The 17,166-nt window shown below is 60.2% G+C and carries 17 protein-coding genes; 10 read left to right on the top strand and 7 right to left on the bottom strand.

Translation table 11 applies throughout. The features are described 5' to 3' along the window. Genes A8B82_RS06170 through A8B82_RS06150 form a run of 5 tightly spaced genes read left to right on the top strand, consistent with a single transcriptional unit; the run spans nucleotide 1 to nucleotide 3,199 of the window. Nucleotides 1–351: a Na+/H+ antiporter subunit C gene (locus tag A8B82_RS06170; RefSeq protein ID WP_067289670.1), complete on the top strand. Its 351-nt coding sequence runs from the start codon at nucleotides 1–3 to the stop codon at nucleotides 349–351. Then, nucleotides 348–2,018, top strand: coding sequence for a monovalent cation/H+ antiporter subunit D (locus A8B82_RS06165; protein WP_082899165.1), 1,671 nt, complete (start codon nucleotides 348–350; stop codon nucleotides 2,016–2,018). Before A8B82_RS06170 ends, A8B82_RS06165 begins: the two co-directional genes overlap by 4 nt. A 1-nt stretch (nucleotide 2,019) precedes the next feature. Continuing rightward, the gene (locus tag A8B82_RS06160) at nucleotides 2,020–2,520 is read left to right on the top strand and encodes a Na+/H+ antiporter subunit E (RefSeq protein ID WP_067289669.1); all 501 of its coding nucleotides are present in this window, start codon (nucleotides 2,020–2,022) and stop codon (nucleotides 2,518–2,520) included. After that, nucleotides 2,517–2,804 (top strand): K+/H+ antiporter subunit F, encoded by a 288-nt coding sequence (locus tag A8B82_RS06155; RefSeq protein ID WP_067289667.1) that lies wholly within the window; start codon nucleotides 2,517–2,519, stop codon nucleotides 2,802–2,804. Before A8B82_RS06160 ends, A8B82_RS06155 begins: the two co-directional genes overlap by 4 nt. Next, nucleotides 2,801–3,199: a Na+/H+ antiporter subunit G gene (locus A8B82_RS06150; RefSeq protein ID WP_067289665.1), complete on the top strand. Its 399-nt coding sequence runs from the start codon at nucleotides 2,801–2,803 to the stop codon at nucleotides 3,197–3,199. Before A8B82_RS06155 ends, A8B82_RS06150 begins: the two co-directional genes overlap by 4 nt. Before the next feature lie 224 nt (nucleotides 3,200–3,423). Here A8B82_RS06150 and A8B82_RS06145 read toward each other — a convergent pair whose 3' ends face one another. The 7 genes from A8B82_RS06145 to hpaR all read right to left on the bottom strand — a co-directional run bounded on the left by A8B82_RS06145 (nucleotide 3,424) and on the right by hpaR (nucleotide 12,343). Continuing rightward, nucleotides 3,424–4,647 carry a hypothetical protein gene (locus tag A8B82_RS06145; RefSeq protein ID WP_067289663.1) on the bottom strand — a complete coding sequence of 408 codons (1,224 nt, stop codon included), beginning with the start codon at nucleotides 4,645–4,647 and terminating at the stop codon, nucleotides 3,424–3,426. A gap of 230 nt (nucleotides 4,648–4,877) precedes the next feature. After that, nucleotides 4,878–6,167, bottom strand: coding sequence for a hypothetical protein (locus A8B82_RS06140; protein ID WP_067289661.1), 1,290 nt, complete (start codon nucleotides 6,165–6,167; stop codon nucleotides 4,878–4,880). Between the two features lie 123 nt (nucleotides 6,168–6,290). Beyond that, nucleotides 6,291–7,481, bottom strand: coding sequence for a hypothetical protein (locus A8B82_RS06135; protein ID WP_067289659.1), 1,191 nt, complete (start codon nucleotides 7,479–7,481; stop codon nucleotides 6,291–6,293). Nucleotides 7,482–7,703: 222 nt separating this feature from the next. Further along, the gene (locus A8B82_RS06130) at nucleotides 7,704–8,888 is read right to left on the bottom strand and encodes a hypothetical protein (protein WP_067289657.1); all 1,185 of its coding nucleotides are present in this window, start codon (nucleotides 8,886–8,888) and stop codon (nucleotides 7,704–7,706) included. A 162-nt stretch (nucleotides 8,889–9,050) separates the two neighbouring features. After that, entirely contained in the window at nucleotides 9,051–10,157 is a 1,107-nt protein-coding gene (locus tag A8B82_RS06125) for a hypothetical protein (RefSeq protein ID WP_138069686.1), read from the bottom strand. Between the two features lie 291 nt (nucleotides 10,158–10,448). Further along, entirely contained in the window at nucleotides 10,449–11,756 is a 1,308-nt protein-coding gene (locus A8B82_RS06120; RefSeq protein ID WP_067289652.1) for a hypothetical protein, read from the bottom strand. Nucleotides 11,757–11,890: 134 nt separating this feature from the next. Beyond that, complete coding sequence (gene hpaR, locus A8B82_RS06115; RefSeq protein WP_067289650.1) at nucleotides 11,891–12,343, bottom strand: homoprotocatechuate degradation operon regulator HpaR; 453 nt, start codon at nucleotides 12,341–12,343, stop codon at nucleotides 11,891–11,893. Nucleotides 12,344–12,447: 104 nt separating this feature from the next. On the opposite strand from hpaR, the gene A8B82_RS06110 reads away from it, so the two are divergent. The 5 genes from A8B82_RS06110 to hpaH are packed head-to-tail and all read left to right on the top strand — an operon-like array spanning nucleotide 12,448 to nucleotide 16,992. After that, entirely contained in the window at nucleotides 12,448–12,831 is a 384-nt protein-coding gene (locus tag A8B82_RS06110) for a 5-carboxymethyl-2-hydroxymuconate Delta-isomerase (RefSeq protein ID WP_067289647.1), read from the top strand. 2 nt (nucleotides 12,832–12,833) lie between these two features. After that, nucleotides 12,834–14,345: a 5-carboxymethyl-2-hydroxymuconate semialdehyde dehydrogenase gene (gene hpaE / locus A8B82_RS06105; protein WP_067289644.1), complete on the top strand. Its 1,512-nt coding sequence runs from the start codon at nucleotides 12,834–12,836 to the stop codon at nucleotides 14,343–14,345. A 9-nt stretch (nucleotides 14,346–14,354) separates the two neighbouring features. After that, nucleotides 14,355–15,338, top strand: a complete 984-nt coding sequence (gene hpaD, locus A8B82_RS06100; protein ID WP_067289642.1) for a 3,4-dihydroxyphenylacetate 2,3-dioxygenase — start codon at nucleotides 14,355–14,357, stop codon at nucleotides 15,336–15,338. Between the two features lie 5 nt (nucleotides 15,339–15,343). Beyond that, a complete protein-coding gene (locus A8B82_RS06095) occupies nucleotides 15,344–16,195 on the top strand; it encodes a fumarylacetoacetate hydrolase family protein (protein ID WP_067289785.1) in 852 nt (283 codons plus the stop codon). Then, nucleotides 16,192–16,992, top strand: a complete 801-nt coding sequence (hpaH, locus tag A8B82_RS06090) for a 2-oxo-hept-4-ene-1,7-dioate hydratase (protein WP_067289639.1) — start codon at nucleotides 16,192–16,194, stop codon at nucleotides 16,990–16,992. The genes A8B82_RS06095 and hpaH overlap by 4 nt, the downstream gene beginning before the upstream one ends. The last annotated feature ends 174 nt before the right edge of the window (nucleotides 16,993–17,166 follow it).

The following is a 17,166-nucleotide window of genomic DNA, read 5'->3' as shown; positions in this document are numbered from 1 at the left end:
ATGGAGTTTCTTGTTGCTTCCGCCATTGGCGTCATGACCGCCGGAGGACTGTATCTGGTCCTGCGGCTGAGAACCTTTCCGGTGATCATGGGGATGTCGCTGCTGACCTATGCGGTCAACGTGTTCCTGTTCGCTTCGGGGCGGCTGACCATCGGTGCCCCGCCGATCCTGATGGATGCGGAGCGCTATACAGACCCACTGCCGCAGGCCTTGGTGCTGACTGCCATCGTGATCTCCTTTGGTATGACGGCAGTGGTCGTGATGATCGCGCTGGGGGCCTACCTGGGTGCGGATGACGATCATGTGGACGATCCGGCCCCGGCCAAAGACGGGTCGGAGGGTGCAGCATGAACCACTGGATCATTGCCCCCATCGTCCTGCCCGCCATGCTGGCCCCGTTCATCGTTCTGGCCGCGCGGTATCACATCGGCATTCAGCGGGTGTTTTCAGTCGCCGGTGTATTGGCCCTGATTACCATCGCCGCCGGTCTGACCTGGCAGGCATCGGACGGGACGGTCACGCTGTATCAGCTCAGTGACTGGGCCGCGCCTTTTGGCATTGTGCTGGTGGGGGACCGGTTGAGCACGATGATGGTGCTGTTGACGGCCGTTCTGGCGCTGTTCGTATTGCTTTACGCCATTGGATCGGAGTGGGACAACCGGGGGCGGCATTTCCACGCGCTGTTCCAGTTCCAGCTGATGGGGATCATGGGTGCATTCCTGACCGGCGACCTGTTCAACCTCTTTGTGTTCTTCGAGGTGCTGCTGATCGCCTCATACGGGTTGATGATCCACGCGGGCGGGCATGTGCGGTTGCGGGCGGGGGTGCAATATGTGCTTTACAACCTGCTTGGCTCCACGCTGTTCCTGTTTGCGCTGGGTGCGCTTTATGCCCAGACCGGGACGCTGAACATGGCCGACCTGGCGCAGAGGGTCGCAATGATCGACGCCGCCGATACGGTGGGCATCCGCATCGCCTCCGTGATGCTGCTGCTGGTCTTTGCAATCAAGGCGGCGCTGGTGCCGCTGCATTTCTGGCTGCCCTCCAGCTATGCCGAGGCCCCGGCCCCGGTGGCGGCTCTGTTCGCGATCATGACCAAAGTGGGGGCCTATGCGATCATCCGGGTCTATACGCTGATCTTCGGACCTGATGTGGCAGTGACTGAGGGGCTGCACGGGCTGTGGCTGATGCCGCTGGCGCTGGTGTCGCTGACTGTTGGCATGGTGGGCGTGCTGGCGGCGCGGCAGTTGGACCGGCTGGTGGCCTTTTCCGTGATCGGGTCGATGGGAATGGTCATGGTGTCCATCGCACTGTTCACACCAACCGGCATTGCAGCGGCGCTGTATTATATCGTGCATTCCACCCTGGCGGCGGGGGCATTGTTCCTGATCACCGATCTGACACGGGCGGGCCGTTCCGACCTGAACCTGACAGCACAGCCCCCGGTGGCCGGTGGGCCGCTGACGGCGGCGATGTTCTTTGTCGCGGCGATTGCCATGGCGGGGCTGCCGCCCTTGTCGGGCTTCGTGGGCAAGCTGCTGATACTGGATGCCGGGTTTGCCAGTGGCTGGGTGGTCTGGATCTGGGCGGTTGTGCTTGGTTCCAGCCTGATCTCGGTGGTCGGGTTCTCCCGCGCGGGCAGCACGCTGTTCTGGAAGGCACGCAGTGTCGTGGTGCCCAGTGAAGTGGACGACGCTGAAGATTTCAAGAGCGCGGAAAACCGCGAGGCCAGGGCAGGGGACGACGGCTCTGCCGTGCCGTCCTTCCTGTCTTATGCGGCGGTCAGCGGGCTGTTGGCGCTTTTGGTGCTGCACACGGTTCTGGCCGGGCCGGTCTACCGTTTCACCGAAGCGACCTCGGCACAATTGTTCGCGCCCTCACGCTATCTGTCGACCGTGCTTGACACAAAGGGCAAGCTGACGCGGCCAAAGCCGGAAGGGTATGAGGACAACCACGCGGATGATGGACACGGCACCGAGGATACGGGCCATGGCGAGACCAAAGAGGAGGGACATTGAGATGATGGGTGCCTTGCGATGGCTGCTGCCACACCCGTTCCTGACGCTGCTGCTGGCCGTTGTCTGGACCCTGCTGCAAAACAACATCTCGGCGGGCATGGTCGTGTTCGGTTTGATCCTGGGGATCGTGATCCCCATTGGCACCGCGCAGTGGTGGCCGGACCGGCCCGGCAAGATCAGGGTGTTACGAATGTTGACCTACTGCCTGCTGGTGATGTGGGATATTCTGGTGGCCAATGTGCAGGTGGCCTGGATCGTGCTGACCAAATCCAATGCCGCAATGCGGCCTGCCTGGGTTGTCGTCCCGCTGGACCTGCGCGAACCAGAGGCGATCACGATCCTGGCGGGCACCATTACCCTGACCCCCGGCACCGTTTCGGCGGACCTTTCGGATGAGGGGCACAGCCTGTTGGTACACGCGCTTGACGCGCCCGACCCCGACGCCGTGCGCGACGAAATCAAGCACCGCTACGAACGCCGATTGAAGGAGATTTTCGCATGACCCTTGCAAATGAGGTGATGCAATGGAGCCTGGTCGCAGCCTTTGTCTGCGTCGCGCTCAGCCAGTTGGGGGCGATGGTCCGGCTGGTGATCGGGCCGTCAACCGGCGACCGGATCCTGGCGCTTGACACCATGGTGGTCAATGCCATCGGGTTGATCGTGCTGCTGGGGGTCGCGCAGGGCACCGGCATCTATTTCGAGGCGTCGCTGATCATTGCCATGCTCGGCTTTGTGTCGACCGTGGCCTATGCGCGGTTCGTGCTGCGGGGGGACATCATCGAATGACCCTTGCCGTTATCGGAACATATGCCGTGGCCCTCTGCCTTGTCGTGGGTGCGTTTTTCGCGCTGGTGGCGGCGGTGGGCCTGCTGAAACTCAACGATTCCATGACCCGGCTGCATGCGCCGACAAAGGTCGGTACGGTCGGGATCGGGGCGTTGCTGCTGGCGTCGATGATCCACTCTTACGTCTTTGCAGACGGGTCGCTGCATGAGCTGCTGATCATCGCGTTCCTATTTGTGACTGCGCCGATTTCCGCGAATTTCATCGCCAAGGTGAACATTCACAAGCGCGCCTGCGACATGCCGCCAAGCCCCAGCCAGGACGATACCTGGTCGACCCTGAACGTGCCGGAGGCTGATCTGGAAATTGAGGAAACAGGCACAGACCAGCCCCGTTAATGCGTTCGACCTTTAACCTGAATCACAATGTGGCACGCATGTCCCGAGAGCGCCGTAGGCGTGGCAGGGTATGCGTGCCTCAAGTTTTAAAGCGCCCCGCCTTAAACTTGAATCGCCGATACCCTGCCGCGCTTCGCGCTCTCGGGACATCGGCGATACGGAGTGTATCAGGTTAAAGGCTGGACGCAGTAGGTCAGGCGCTCTAGGGGGCTGGCCGGTGTTGTTTAACGGTTTTCTGAAAGGAGCGCCTTGATCTCGGCCAGTTCCGCGCGCAGGGCGTCGACGTCGGCCAGTTTGGCCTGCTGTGTGCTGATCACGTCCTCTTGCTCCAGCGTATAGAGCGTCAGTTCCTCGACCTTTTTCAGCAGCACCATCTGCATTTCTGTCAGATCGACGCCATTGGCCTTGATATGGGCCTCCGAGGGGACTTCGGGCAGGTGGCTGTTGGTGTCGATGAACGCACGCACGTCGGCCAATGGGCGCAGGACATAATCATCGGCGAACACGTAGTCGGGCACGTTGACCTGAGTGTTGTTGATCACCAGACGCCCGGTGATGTTCACCTCGTCGGGCAGGCCATTGCGGCCGATCCGCATCAGGTTGTTGTTGGCGGTATTGTCGATCTTGATCGGCGTGTTGCCACCCACAACACCAATGTTCAAACGCCCCGAATCCTGCTGATTGCGGAACTCCCAGGTTGAAGCGACTGTGCCGGCTTGCTTGAGTTCGAGGGTCGCATCGGCGGTAGCCGCCTCAACCAAAAGCGCCGCATTTGTGGTGCTTGTCCGGCGCACATGAAGGCTTGCTTGCGGGGAATCCGTGCCCATGCCAATGTCGCCTTGGCCTTCTTTGATGTAGATTGAGTCTTCCGGCGAATTGGGCCTGATCCGGAACGGCAGTTTGCTGGCGTTGGTCACGTCCCGGATAAAGAAGTTTGTCTCGTTGCCCGCAAGGTCCCAGGTCTGCGCCGTAAAACCGGAACTGCCGTCCTGCTCCAGCCGCAGGGTTGGCGTGTTGCCGTCTACGGCATGCAGTTCGACAACCGGGTTGCTGGTGCCGAGGCCCACGTCGCCATCGCCATCAATATACATCGCATTGGAAATTGCGCCCGCTTCGATTCTGAAAACGCTTCTGCCGCTTGTCGCGTCATCAATGGCAAAGTAGTTTCCACCGCCATTGCCGGTATCGTTTATGAGAATGCGCCAGTCGTTGCTGGGAAAGGAAGCCGAGGCGCTGGTGTCGTCGAAATGAACGCGCAAATTGTTTTCCTTGAGCCGCAGGGTGTCGAAACCGAAGTTTTCACTGCTTGAACAATCCATGCCGACACACAGGCTGCCCTGTACGATGACATCTGTTGCAAAAACCTGCTGGGCGCTGGCGGCACCTGCCATGGTCATCAAAGCGCCTGCGGCGACAATGGTGCTGGTGCGGTAAAAAGCTTTTTTCATTTTTCTCTCCTGGCGCTGCGGGAGCGCAATTATAGCACAGTTTCCTGTCGCTCTTTGATGTTTTTAATTTCAGAGTTAACATAACCGGGTTGAGCGTGACGGCGAACACAGTTTTGCCGAAATTGCCTCGCGTCACAGGAATTTTCACCTTGTGCTGGGTTTTAGCCACACCTGATCCAAAGCTGAGGGCATGGTCTGCCCGATCATCATCAGGGCAGACGCGCCAGAGCCTAATCAGCCAACTTTCCCTCGACCTGCGCCAGCCGCGCCGTCAGATCGGCGATGATGGCGGATTGGCTGTTGATCTGAGTGGCCTGTTCCAGCGTGTACAATGTCAGTTCTTCAATCTTCTTGAGCTGCACCATCTGCATCTGGGTCATGTCGACGCCGTTTGCCCTGATATCAGCCTCGGAGGGGACCTCTGGCAGGTGGCTGTTCGCGTCGATGAAGGCCTGGACCTCGGCCAAGGGTCGCAGCGCGTAGTCGTCGGCAAAGACATAATCCGGCACGTTCATGGCCGTGTTGTTCACCACCAGCGTGCCGGTGATGTTGACCTCTCCCGGCAGGCCGTTGCGGCCCAGGCGCAGCAGGTTGTTGTTGGCGGCATTGTCGATCTTCAGCGGGGTGTTACCCCCGGCAAGCCCGATATTCAGGCGGCCTGAATCCTGCTGGTTGCGGAATTCCCAGGTCGATGGGGTAACTCCGTTCTGCTTGAGCCGGAAAGCGGAATCGGCATCTGCGCCGGTCGCTTCGAAAAGCGCGAAGGCGTCGACGCCGTTTGTGGCGGACACGATATGGAGCTTTTCCTGAGGGGCAACGGTGCCCAGGCCAATGTTGCCGTTGTTGCTGATGCGAAAAGAGCCGTAGGGGGCGTTCGCTGCGATGCCGAAGGTCGCCGCAGACTGAATGATGGTAAATTCGTTATGATTGCCCTGCATCCGCCAGGTCGACGCCGGATTTCCTGTCGCTGTGGATTGCTGCAACCGGATCGAGGGGAAACTGGGGCCAACGATGTGCAATTCAGACGCGGGCAGCATTGTCCCCAGTCCCAGCCTGCCGCTCGTGGCGAGCCAGAACGCATTGCTCGGCGCACCGCCAGCGATGGTGAAGGGCGTGGTGCCGGCGGTGTCATCCTCGACCGCGAACTTGTCGATGCCGCCACTTGCCACCGATTGAGGATCGTTGATGCGCAGCGTCCAGTCCCTGTTCGGGCTGCTGCCAGAGGAAGTGTCGACAAATTCGATGGCGTGCTGAGTGTATTTCAGCCGCAGCGTCACATCATTGGGAAAGGTCTCTCCTTCCGAACAGGTGTTGCCGAGGCAGAGGCTGCCGTCGATGACGCTGTCGGCCTCGACGTACAGACTGCCCTCATTGGGGTTGCCCCCCGACGGGACTTGCACCTTGAGGTCGCCTTCGATGACGGTATCGTCGGGATGGGTGGTCACCTGAGCCGTGAGAGGTGAGGCACAGAGCGCCAGGAAAATAACTGTGTATGAGAAATTCGGGTAATTCGGTTGCATAAGGTTTCTCCTTCCAGCCGAAAACGGCCAGCGAAATTGATGAATAGATCAAATTTCCAGCCGGTCCCTGTGGCTGGTGGCAAAGGCTAGCGCCCGCCTTTACCACCTGTCAAATATACTGTTTCACCGGGCTTCGAGCAGTGCCTCAACCATTGCGCGAAGTTGTGTGATCTCATCCTGTTGCGCGGAGAGTTGTTTGTCCTGCGAAATGGTGTGCAGGGTCAGCTCCTCGATCTTTTCGAGCTGGGCCAGCTGCATCCGTGTCATGTCGAGGCCTTCGGCGGCGACGTCACCAGCGGAGGGGACGCCGGGCAGGTGGCCGTTTTCAGCAATGAACTGATCGACTTCGGCCAGGGTCTTCAGCTTGTAGCCCGGCTCGAACACATAGTCCGGCACGTTCATGGCCGTGTTGTTGACCACCAGCGTGCCGGTGATGACCACCTCGTCCGGTTTGCCGTTCCGGCCCAGCCGCAACAGGTTGTTGGTGGCGGCATTGTCGATCTTGAACGGTGTGTTCCCGCCCGCGATCCCGACGTTGAGGCGGCCCGAGTCCTGCTGGTTGCGGAATTCCCAGGTGGTGGGGGTTGTCCCGTTCTGGCGCAGGCGGAAGGCGGAGTCCGAACCGCTGCCGGCGGCGTCGAACAGGGCAAAAGCATCGGTGTTGTCGGCGGTTGTGCGGATGTGCAGCAGTTCCTCCGGGGCGTTGGTGCCCAGGCCGATGAAGCCGTTGCTTTCGATGTTGAAACTGTCGTTGGGTGCGCCCGGTTCGATCCGGTAGGGGGTCGTGCTGTTGGTGCTGTCGGTGACATAAAACGCGTTGTGGTTGGCGTTGATGTCCCAGACCTGCACGGGCGCGCTGCCGCCACGCTGATCCATGCGCAGGGTCACGGTGCTGGCGTCTACCATATGCAGTTCGCGCAGCGGCATCGAGGTTTTCAGGCCGATGCGCCCGGTGGGCGCCATGAACAGCGCGTTTTCCGGGGCACCTGCGGACAGGCGAAAGATCTGCGGCCCGCGCGTGGCGTCCTGGATGGCAAAGTATTCGTCGGAGCCGCTGGCGCTGTCGTTGATCATGATGCGCCAGTCGTTGTCGGGGCTGCTGCTGCTGGACACGTCGTCAAAGTGGATGCGGATCGTGTTGTCCTTGACCCGGAAATCGTCAATCCCTGCAATATCCTGATCTGCACAATTGAAGCCGACGCAGAGGAAACTGCGGATGGTCGGATTGTCTTCGCTGAGCACTTCAGCCTGGGCAAGGGCGGGCAGGAAGGCCGCCGCGATCGCGGTGGCGCGCAGGTATGTCGAGAAGGGCATTATGCGTCCTTTTTACTGGTTACTGACCTGAGAGGTGAAGGTGTGAAGACACTGCGCAATGCGCCGGGGCCGTTCATCTGATTGCTCCACCTTTGGTCATGGTCCAGCGGCAACATTACCCAATGGTTTGACGTAAACTGGGCAAAGGAAAGGCATATGGGCGGCAAGTTCGCTCAGAACTTGCCGCCCATGTGACGCACCAGAATGTGGATGTGGTCGCTGTCAGTCGGGGTTTGCCGTGACCAAGCGGCGCAGCTCCGCTATTTCCTGGGCCTGCTCTGCACGGGCCTCTTCCAGCGCCAACGTATAAAGCGTCAGTTCCTCGACCTTTTTCAGCAGGGTCATCTGCATCGCGGTCAAGTCCACACCATTTGCCTTGATGTCCGCTTCTGACGGCACTTCGGGCAGGTGAGCATTTTCGTCAATGAACGCCTGCACCTCGGCCAGTGGGCGCAGGGCGTATCCTTCGGCAAAGACATAATCGGGCACGTTCATATCGGTGTTGTTCACCACCAGCGTGCCGGTCACGACCACCTCGTCCGGGCGGCCGTTGCGGCCCAGCCGCAGCAGGTTGTTGTTGGCGGCATTGTCGATCTTGAAGGGCGTGTTGCCCCCCGCCAGCCCGACGTTCAGGCGGCCCGAGTCCTGCTGGTTGCGGAATTCCCAGGTGGTGGGAGTCACCCCGTTCTGCTTGAGGCGGAAGGCCGCGTCAGAACCGCTGCCCGCCGCCTCGAACAAGGCAAAAGCGTCGCTGTTCGGTGCGTTGCTCCGGACGTGGAGACGCTCGTCCGGGTCGCGGGTGCCGATCCCGACGGAACCGTCGGATTCGACATAGAGCGCACCGTCAGGCGCGTTGGCGCGCACCTCGAAAGGAATTCGGAAGGTCTCCAGGTCAAAGAGGTAGAAACCAAATTGGTTCGCACGAACATCCCAACTGTAGGCGGATCCACCGGTTTTTTCGAACCGGATCGCGGGTTCGGCGGTGTCAATGATATGGATGTCCTGCAACGGTATGGCCGTCCCCAGCCCCAGGTTGCCGCTGGATGTCACCCGGAGCGCGTTGGTGGGGGCGTCGGCATCGACGCGGAAAGGGACCTTGCCGTTGGTCGCATCCACGATGGAGAAATAATCTTCGCCACCGTCGTAGGTATCGTTGATCGAGATTTTCCAGTCGTTGTTTGGCAGACCGGCGATGGTTGAATCGTCGTCGAAATGCATGTGCACATTGTTGCCCTTCAGCCGCAACTCGTCCCCGGAAGCAGTTTCATTGTCAGCACAGCCGGGTCCGACGCAAAGGAAACTCCTGATCGTTGGATTGGTGGTCGACAGCACTTCGGCATTGGCAGCCACGGGTCCCAGCAGGCTCAGTACAGCGGAAAAAAACATGGAGGATTTGAAGGTTTTCAAGATAATGCTCCCGGCAATAATCGGGGACCCCAAAATAAGACGTCTGAAACGTTGCAATTAAATATCCGCCGTCCCCGGTGACGGATGCCGACAAAGTATTGTGAAGCCCGGTGTCCTGTCAAATCTGCCCTTGTCCGGCGCGACTGGCAGGGCGGGCCGGGTTCAGTGGTCGGCGAGCAATGCCGCGACCATGCCTTCCAGCTGCGCGATGCGGTCGCGCTGTTCGGCGTTTGCCTTGCCCAGGTCGATGACATGCAGGGTCAGCTCCTCGATCTTTTCAAGCTGGGCCAGCTGCATCTGCGTCATGTCGAGCCCGGTTTCGGCCACCTCCGTGGCGGAAGGAACGCCCGGCAGGTGGCCGTTGTCGGCGATAAAGGCGTCAATCTCGGCCAGGGTGGGCAGTTCATATCCCGGCGCAAAGACATAATCCGGCACGTTCATATCGGTGTTGTTGACCACCAATGTGCCGGTCACCACCACCTCGTCCGGTTTCCCGTTGCGGCCCAGGCGCAGCAGGTTGTTGTTGGCGGCATTGTCGATTTTCAGCGGCGTGTTGCCGCCCGCGAGTCCGACGTTCAGGCGGCCCGAGTCTTGCTGGTTGCGGAACTCCCATGTGGTGGGGGTCACGCCGTTCTGGCGCAGCCGAAACGCAGCGTCTGATCCCGCGCCATTCGCATCGAACAGCGCAAAGGCATCGGTGTTGGGCGTGTTGGTCTGGATATGCAGCTTTTCCTCGGGCGACAATATGCCCAGCCCGACCTGCCCTGCTGGATCGACGGTGAAACTTGCGGTCGGAGCGCCGTCGAACAGGATGAACGGCAAAGCTGCGGAATCGTAGCTGATCGCGAAAAGTTGGCCACTCCCCGTCATCTCCCAACTTTTGGGCGTACTTCCGGTCACACCCAATTGTATCCTCACAAAATCGCTTTCGATAATGTGCAGATCGGCTTGGGGGATGCTGGTTCCCAGCCCGATGTCGCCATTCGCATCGACAAACAAGCTGTTGACCGGCGCGTTGCCCATCAGCGTAAAGGGGATCAGCCCGGTTTCCTCGTCCTGAATGGCAAAGCGGTTCACCTGTATCGGTTCGGAATCATCGTTATTGATCACGATGCGCCAGTCATGCTCGGAAAAGAACGGCGATTGCCCCTCTTCGCGATCCACGAACAGTAAATCGGGCCGCGTGCTTTCCAGACTGAGCGTATAAAGGTCCGTCGCGTCTCCACCGGGGTTGGCGCAGTTAAACCCGATGCAGGTCATACTGCGCATTTGCGTCCGCCGGGCGTTGAACGTGTTTGTCTGAAAAATCCCGTTCATATAACCTTGGCTGAAGTTCCCGGTCATTGTCAGCCCGCGCGAGATATTCACACCGAACGGATGTGTATCGGGGGATTGTGCGATGGCCGAAATCGGAGCCAGGACAGATGCAAAGATCATCGTCGCAGCAAAAGAATTTAGGTTTTTCATAGTTTCCTCAAAAAGTTTAGACAATCAAATGGTCTGGTATCGCTTCAGCGCCGCGCAGTGAAACGAGCACCCAAGCGTTTCTTAAGTGCAGAATTAACGGTCGACTGCAATGCCCTCGATCACCGCCTCCAGCCGGGCGATACGCTCGTCCTGCTCCAGCGAATAAAGCGTCAGTTCCTCGACCTTTTTCAGCAGGGTCATCTGCATTTCGGACATGCTGAGCCCGTTCAGCGCGATATCCGCGGCTGAGGGGACATCCGGCAGGTGTTTGTTGGTGTCGATGAACGCCTGTACCTCGGCCAGCGGGCGCAAGGCATAATCATCGTCGAACACATAATCCGGCACATTCAGCGCCGTGTTGTTCACCACCAGCGTGCCGGTCACCACCACCTCGTCCGGTTTCCCGTTGCGGCCCAGGCGCAGCAGGTTGTTGTCGGCAAGATTGTCGATCTTGAGCGGGGTGTTGCCCCCAGCGATGCCGACGTTCAGGCGACCGGAATCCTGCTGGTTGCGGAATTCCCAGGTGGTGGGGGTCACCCCGTTCTGGCGCAGCCGAAACGCAGCGTCTGAGCCCGCGCCATTCGCATCGAACAGGGCGAATGCGTCGGAATTGATGGCGTCCGAGCGGATGTGCAGCAGTTCCTCGGGTGTGTCGGTTCCAAAGCCGACAAAGGCTGTGGCGCCATCGACGAACATCGCATTGTCAGTAACATCGGTGCCGATCTGGAAATTCATATCGAAGTTGCCCGCATTGACCCGCACCCCGCTGTTGAGGATCTGCAGCGCGCCAAAGGGGCTGGTATTCTGTATCTCAAACGGAATTGCGCCGGTCGAAATCTTTGTAAACAGGCCATCTGCATCCACTCCCACCTGAAAGGAACGCACCCCCGGATCGGTGGGTGCTAGCAACAGGTCGGCTGTGCCTGCGCTGGCGATGTGCAGATCAGCTTGCGGAATGGCCGTGCCCAGGGCAACCTGGCCGCTGCTGGCCACAACCAGCGCATTCTCCGGCGCACCGCCCAGGATCGTAAAGGGAATGGTCCCGGCGGTGACATCCTCGATAGCGAACCGTTCTATTCCGCCGGACAAAACTGTCAGCACATCATTGATCAGCAGTTTCCAATCCCGGTCCGGGAATGTTGTCGAGGATGTATCGTCAAAAATCAGGCTGTTCGATGTATCGGAGATCATTACGGCGATATCTGACCCAAAAGCTACCTCCAGAGTGCAGCCGTTGCCGACGCACAGATCCCCGTCCAGAACGGTGTTGTCGGTGACAAACAGGTCGGCCTCTCCGAGAACATTGTCGGATATCCTCACACCGGCGAAGAAACCGTCCTGTGCGTTGACAGCAATTGGAAAAAGAAAAACGGTCGTGGCGATGAATTTGATTGAACGCATGATGCTCCTTTCGCGCGGCGGCGGAGGCGCCGGGCAGAATGATCAAGTTGAATAAATTAGAACGAAATTTCCCCCGAAATATTGAATGAGGGTAGGGAGCGAAACCTTTGGCTGTCAAGAAAGTTGGCGCAATTCTACTTGAACGTGTGTAGCGCGCCTAGCAGATCCAGAAGATTTTCGTAATTGTTCTCGCCGAGGGTTGCGCGAATACGCTGGGCGATACGCAGCGCTTCGGCATGGTTGTCGTCAATCACCTTTTGACCGGCGGGGGTGATTGCCAGCATCTGGCGGCGGCGGTCCTCCTTGTCCTGTGTGCGGGTGACATAGCCGCGCTCGCCCAGGCTGCGCACGATCCGGGTGAGGCTGGGCAGCAGCAGGCTGGCGCGGTCCGCCACTTCGGTCGCATCGAGCGTGCCGCCTTCGGACAGGACACGCAACACCCGCCATTGCTGTTCGGTAATGCCGGTCTCGCTCAGCATGTCGCGGATCGGTGCCATGACCTTTTCCCGCGCGCGGATCAGCGCGATCGGCAGCGACCGGTCCGTGGAGGGCAGGGCATCTGATCTGGGGTCTTTTGGTTTGGTCACGCTGAAACCTGCTGGCTGGGTGGGTTCATCTGGTATTTTGCTGTTGACAGTGCAAGGTATTATTGCTTTACATGTTAACTAAATAAGGAGGAGGGGGGCAGGCCATGCCACATCTGATTGTCGACTATTCCGTCAATCTGGAGGATGCGATCGACATGGGCGGGCTGTGCGAATGTCTGCGCGTCGTGGCCACGGGGCTGGATGCCTTTCCGTCGGCAGGCGTTCGGGTCCGTGCCCATGCGGCGCAGCACTACGCGATTGCCGATGGCAATCCGGCGCATGGCTATATCGACATATCGGTGCGCCTGCGGGCGGGCCGTGATCTGGCGGTGAAAAAGGCCGCGACTCAGGCGCTTTTCGATGCGGCAAAGGCCTTCATCGCGCCGGTCATGGCCACCCGTCCCATCGCGCTGTCATTCGAGATGCGCGACATCGACCCCGAGCTATCGCCCAAGACGGGCACCATCCGCGATTATCTGGAGAATTGAAAATGTCAGTGCTGGACGAGAATATTGAAAAACTGGCGGGTCATTTGTCCCGGTTTCGCGAAACCGGCATCCTGAACCGCATCGGCGGGCAGGACCGGGCCGGGGCGGGTGGCACGTTCCAGACCATTTCGCCCGTGGACAAGAGTGTCATCTGCGACGTGGCGCGGGGGCAGGCGGCGGACATAGATGCAGCAGCCCGGGCGGCGCATGATGCCTTCCCTGTCTGGCGCGACATGCCGGCCAAGGAACGCCGCGCGATCCTGATCCGGGTGGCCGAAGGCATCGAGGCACGGGCCGAAGAAATCGCGCTATGCGAATGCTGGGACACAGGGCAGGCGTGGAAATTCATGTCCAAGGCGGCGCTGCGCGGGGCGGAGAACTTTCGCTATTTTGCCGATCAGGTGACCTCCGCACGGGACGGGCAGCACCTGCCGTCGCCGACGCTGATGAACGTCACCACCCGCAAACCCATCGGCCCGGTGGGCGTCATCACGCCCTGGAACACGCCGTTCATGCTGTCGACCTGGAAAATCGCACCCGCACTCGCCGCAGGCTGCACCGTGGTGCACAAACCCGCCGAGGCCTCGCCGCTGACGGCGCGGCTGTTGGTCGAGATTGCCGAGGAAGCGGGTCTGCCGCCCGGCGTGCTGAACACCGTCAATGGTTTTGGCGAGGATGCGGGCCGCGCGCTGTGTGAGCACCCGCTGATCCGGGCCATCGCATTTGTCGGGGAAAGCCGCACGGGCAGTATGATCGTGAAACAGGGGGCGGACACGCTGAAACGCAACCATCTTGAGCTGGGCGGCAAGAACCCGGTGATCGTCTTTGACGACGCCGATCTGGAGCGGGCGCTGGATGCGGTGATATTCATGATCTATTCGATCAACGGCGAACGCTGCACCTCGTCCTCGCGGCTGCTGGTGCAGGACACCATCCGCGAAGAGTTCGAGGCGAAACTGGTCGAGCGTGTGAACAACATTAAGGTTGGCCACCCGCTGGACCCCGGCACAGAAATCGGCCCGCTGATCAGCGAAGAACATTTTACCAAGGTCACCTCATATTTCGACATCGCGAAACAGGATGGTGCGACGGTCGCGGCAGGGGGTGAAACGGTGGGCGACAAGGGCTATTTCGTGCGCCCGACACTGTTTACCGGTGCCACCAATGACATGCGCATCGCCCAGGAAGAGATATTTGGCCCCGTGCTGACGTCGATACCCTTCTCGACGGAGGAGGAGGCGCTGCAATTTGCCAATGACATCCCCTACGGCCTGACCGGTTATGTCTGGACCAACGACCTGACCCGCGCGCTGCGGTTTACCGAGGCGCTGGAGGCGGGGATGATCTGGGTCAACTCCGAGAATGTCCGCCATCTGCCCACGCCCTTTGGCGGGGTCAAGGCCAGCGGTATTGGCCGCGACGGCGGCGACTGGAGCTTTGAGTTCTACATGGAACAAAAGCACATCGGTTTCGCCACCGGCCAGCACAAGATCACACGCCTCGGCGTTCAATAGGAGCCCGTCATGTCCGTTCCCGCACCCAATCTCTATCCGCCCTTCAACACCATCCGGTTGAGTCACACCTGCCTCAATGTTTCGGATCTGGCAGCCAGCCGCGCGTTCTATACCGAAACGCTGGGGCTACAAGTGACCGACGAGGACGACAGCCGCGTCTATCTGCGCGCGATGGAGGAGCGTGGCCATCATTGCGTGATCCTGCAAAAGTCCGATTTTCCCGGCACCGTGGAAGTCATGGGTTTCAAGACCTATGACGAGGAAGATCTGGACAAGGCGGAAGCCTATTTTCAGTCAAAGGGTCAGCCGACCGAATGGGTCGAACGCCCCTACCAGGGCCGCACGCTGCTGACCCGCGACAACATCGGCATTCCGCTGGAGTTCTATCACAAGATGGACCGCCTGCCGCCGATCCATCAGCAATATGCGCTCTATCGCGGCGTCAAACCACTGCGCATCGACCACTTCAACTGCTTTTCGCCGGACGTCGACGCGTCGGTCGGGTTCTACAACGACTTCGGTTTCCGGGTCAGCGAATACACCGAAGACGAGGAAAGCGGCCATCTTTGGGCGGCGTGGATGCACCGCAAGGGCGGGGTCCATGACATGGCGTTTACCAACGGCACCGGACCACGGATGCATCATGTTGCCTTCTGGGTGCCGACCCCGCTGAACATCATCGACCTGCTGGATCTGATGGCGACCACCGGCTACGTCAAGAACATTGAACGCGGGCCGGGGCGGCATGGTATTTCCAATGCGTTCTTTCTGTACATCCTTGACCCCGATGGCCATCGGATCGAGATTTACTGTTCCGATTACCAAACGCTTGACCCCGATCACGAGCCGATCAAGTGGGACCTCACGGACCCGCAGCGCCAGACCCTTTGGGGGGCAGCGGCACCGCGCAGCTGGTTCGAACACGGGACCAAATTCGTCGGACAAGAGACAACAGAGGCGGTGCTGAAAGCCACGCCGATCGTGGCACCATGAACGACATGCGCTTTGCCAGTTACACCGCCGATGGGACGGGCCATTACGGGGCCGTGACCGATGCGGGCATGATCGCGCTGTCGCCGCAGTTTCCGCAATGGCCAACCCTGCGTGCGGTGATCGCGGATGGCGGCCTGTCGATGCTGGCGGAAGCGGCCAAAGGTGCGGCGGTCACGCATACCGACTTTACCTACGACATTCCGCTGCCCGATGCGGCGCGCATCATCTGCGTGGGGGTGAACTTTCCCGACCGCAACGCCGAGTACAAGGACGGCAGCGCGCAGCCAAAGTACATGTCGCTTTTCCCGCGCTTTGCCAGCGGCTTTACCGGCCATGACACGCCGCTGATCCGCCCGCCGGAGAACCACACGCTGGATTACGAGGGCGAGGTGGCGGTGATCATCGGCAAGGCAGGCCGCAGGATCGCGGCAGAGGACGCCTATGACCACATCGCCGCCCTGACCCTGTGCAACGAAGGCACCATCCGAGACTGGGTGCGCCATGCGAAATTCAACGTCACGCAGGGCAAGAACTGGGACCGTTCCGGTGCGATGGGGCCGTGGATTGTGCCTTTCACGGACGCGGGCCAGATCGACGATGCGCATCTGGTGACGCGGGTGAATGGCGAGGTCCGGCAGGACGATCATTTGCGCAACATGATGTTCCCGGTGCGCGAGGAAATCGCCTATATCTCCACCTTCATGACCTTGCTGCCTGGGGATATTATCGTGACTGGCACGCCGACGGGTGCCGGCGCGCGCTTTGACCCGCCGCGCTATCTGGCCCCCGGCGACGTCGTTGAGGTCGAGGTGCCAGGCATCGGGACCCTGCGCAACGGGGTGGAGGACGAGGCATGACGCCGCAAGAGCACGCGAAAGTCGCGGCAGACCTGCTGCGGGCCGAGCAAACGGGCCAGCAGATCGGCCTGATCTCGAAAGCCTATCCGCAGATCGACATGGATGATGCCTATGCCATCCAGTCGGCCATCCTGACGGCAAAGCTGGCGGCGGGGCGCGCGGTGATCGGCTGGAAGATCGGCCTGACGTCAAAGGCCATGCAGCAGGCGCTGGGCATCGACATTCCCGACAGCGGCATCCTGTTCGACGACATGCTCTTTGCCGATGGGGCGTTGGTGCCTGAGGGGCGGTTCATTCAGCCTCGTGTCGAGGCCGAGATCGCCTTTGTCATGAAATCCGCCCTATGCGGCGCCGATGTGACACGCGCCGAAGTGCTGGCCGCGACAGATTATGTGGCACCCTCACTGGAAATCCTGGACACGCGGGTGCAGCGCAAGGACCCGGCCACCGGCGCGCCGCGCATCATCTTTGACACGATCAGCGACAATGCCGCCAATGCCGGGATCGTGCTGGGCACAGCCCGCCATGCGCCCGATACGGTCGATCTGCGCTGGATCGGTGCCATCGTCAGTTGCAATGGCGCAGTGGAAGAGACCGGGTTAGGCGCGGGCGTGCTGAACGACCCGGTAGAGAGCGTCGTCTGGCTGGCGCGCCGCATGGCGCAATACGGGCAGAAGATCGAGGCAGGGCAGGTGATCCTCTCGGGCAGTTTCATCCGGCCCGTGGAATGCCCGCCGGGGTCGGTGATCGCCGCAGATTTCGGTGCTTTCGGATCGGTCGGTGTCTCCTTCGCGTGACCAGGGCCTGTGGACATTCATTTTCCGCCACCCGTTTCTGCCCAAAATTGCTCAGTTCCAGGCAAGAGAGCGCAGGAATAGCCAGCTATTTCAAGCGCTCTTAACGCAGAAGTGGGCAATTTTGGCGAAACCCTTGCAGGGCGAGACGGATTTTGCCTCTGCCATCCCGGATGT

The organism is Sulfitobacter sp. EhC04 (assembly GCF_001650875.1).
Classification (GTDB): Bacteria; Pseudomonadota; Alphaproteobacteria; order Rhodobacterales; family Rhodobacteraceae; genus Sulfitobacter.
Note: the sequence above shows the minus strand (reverse complement) of the source record. Positions and strands in the feature narration are given on the sequence as shown.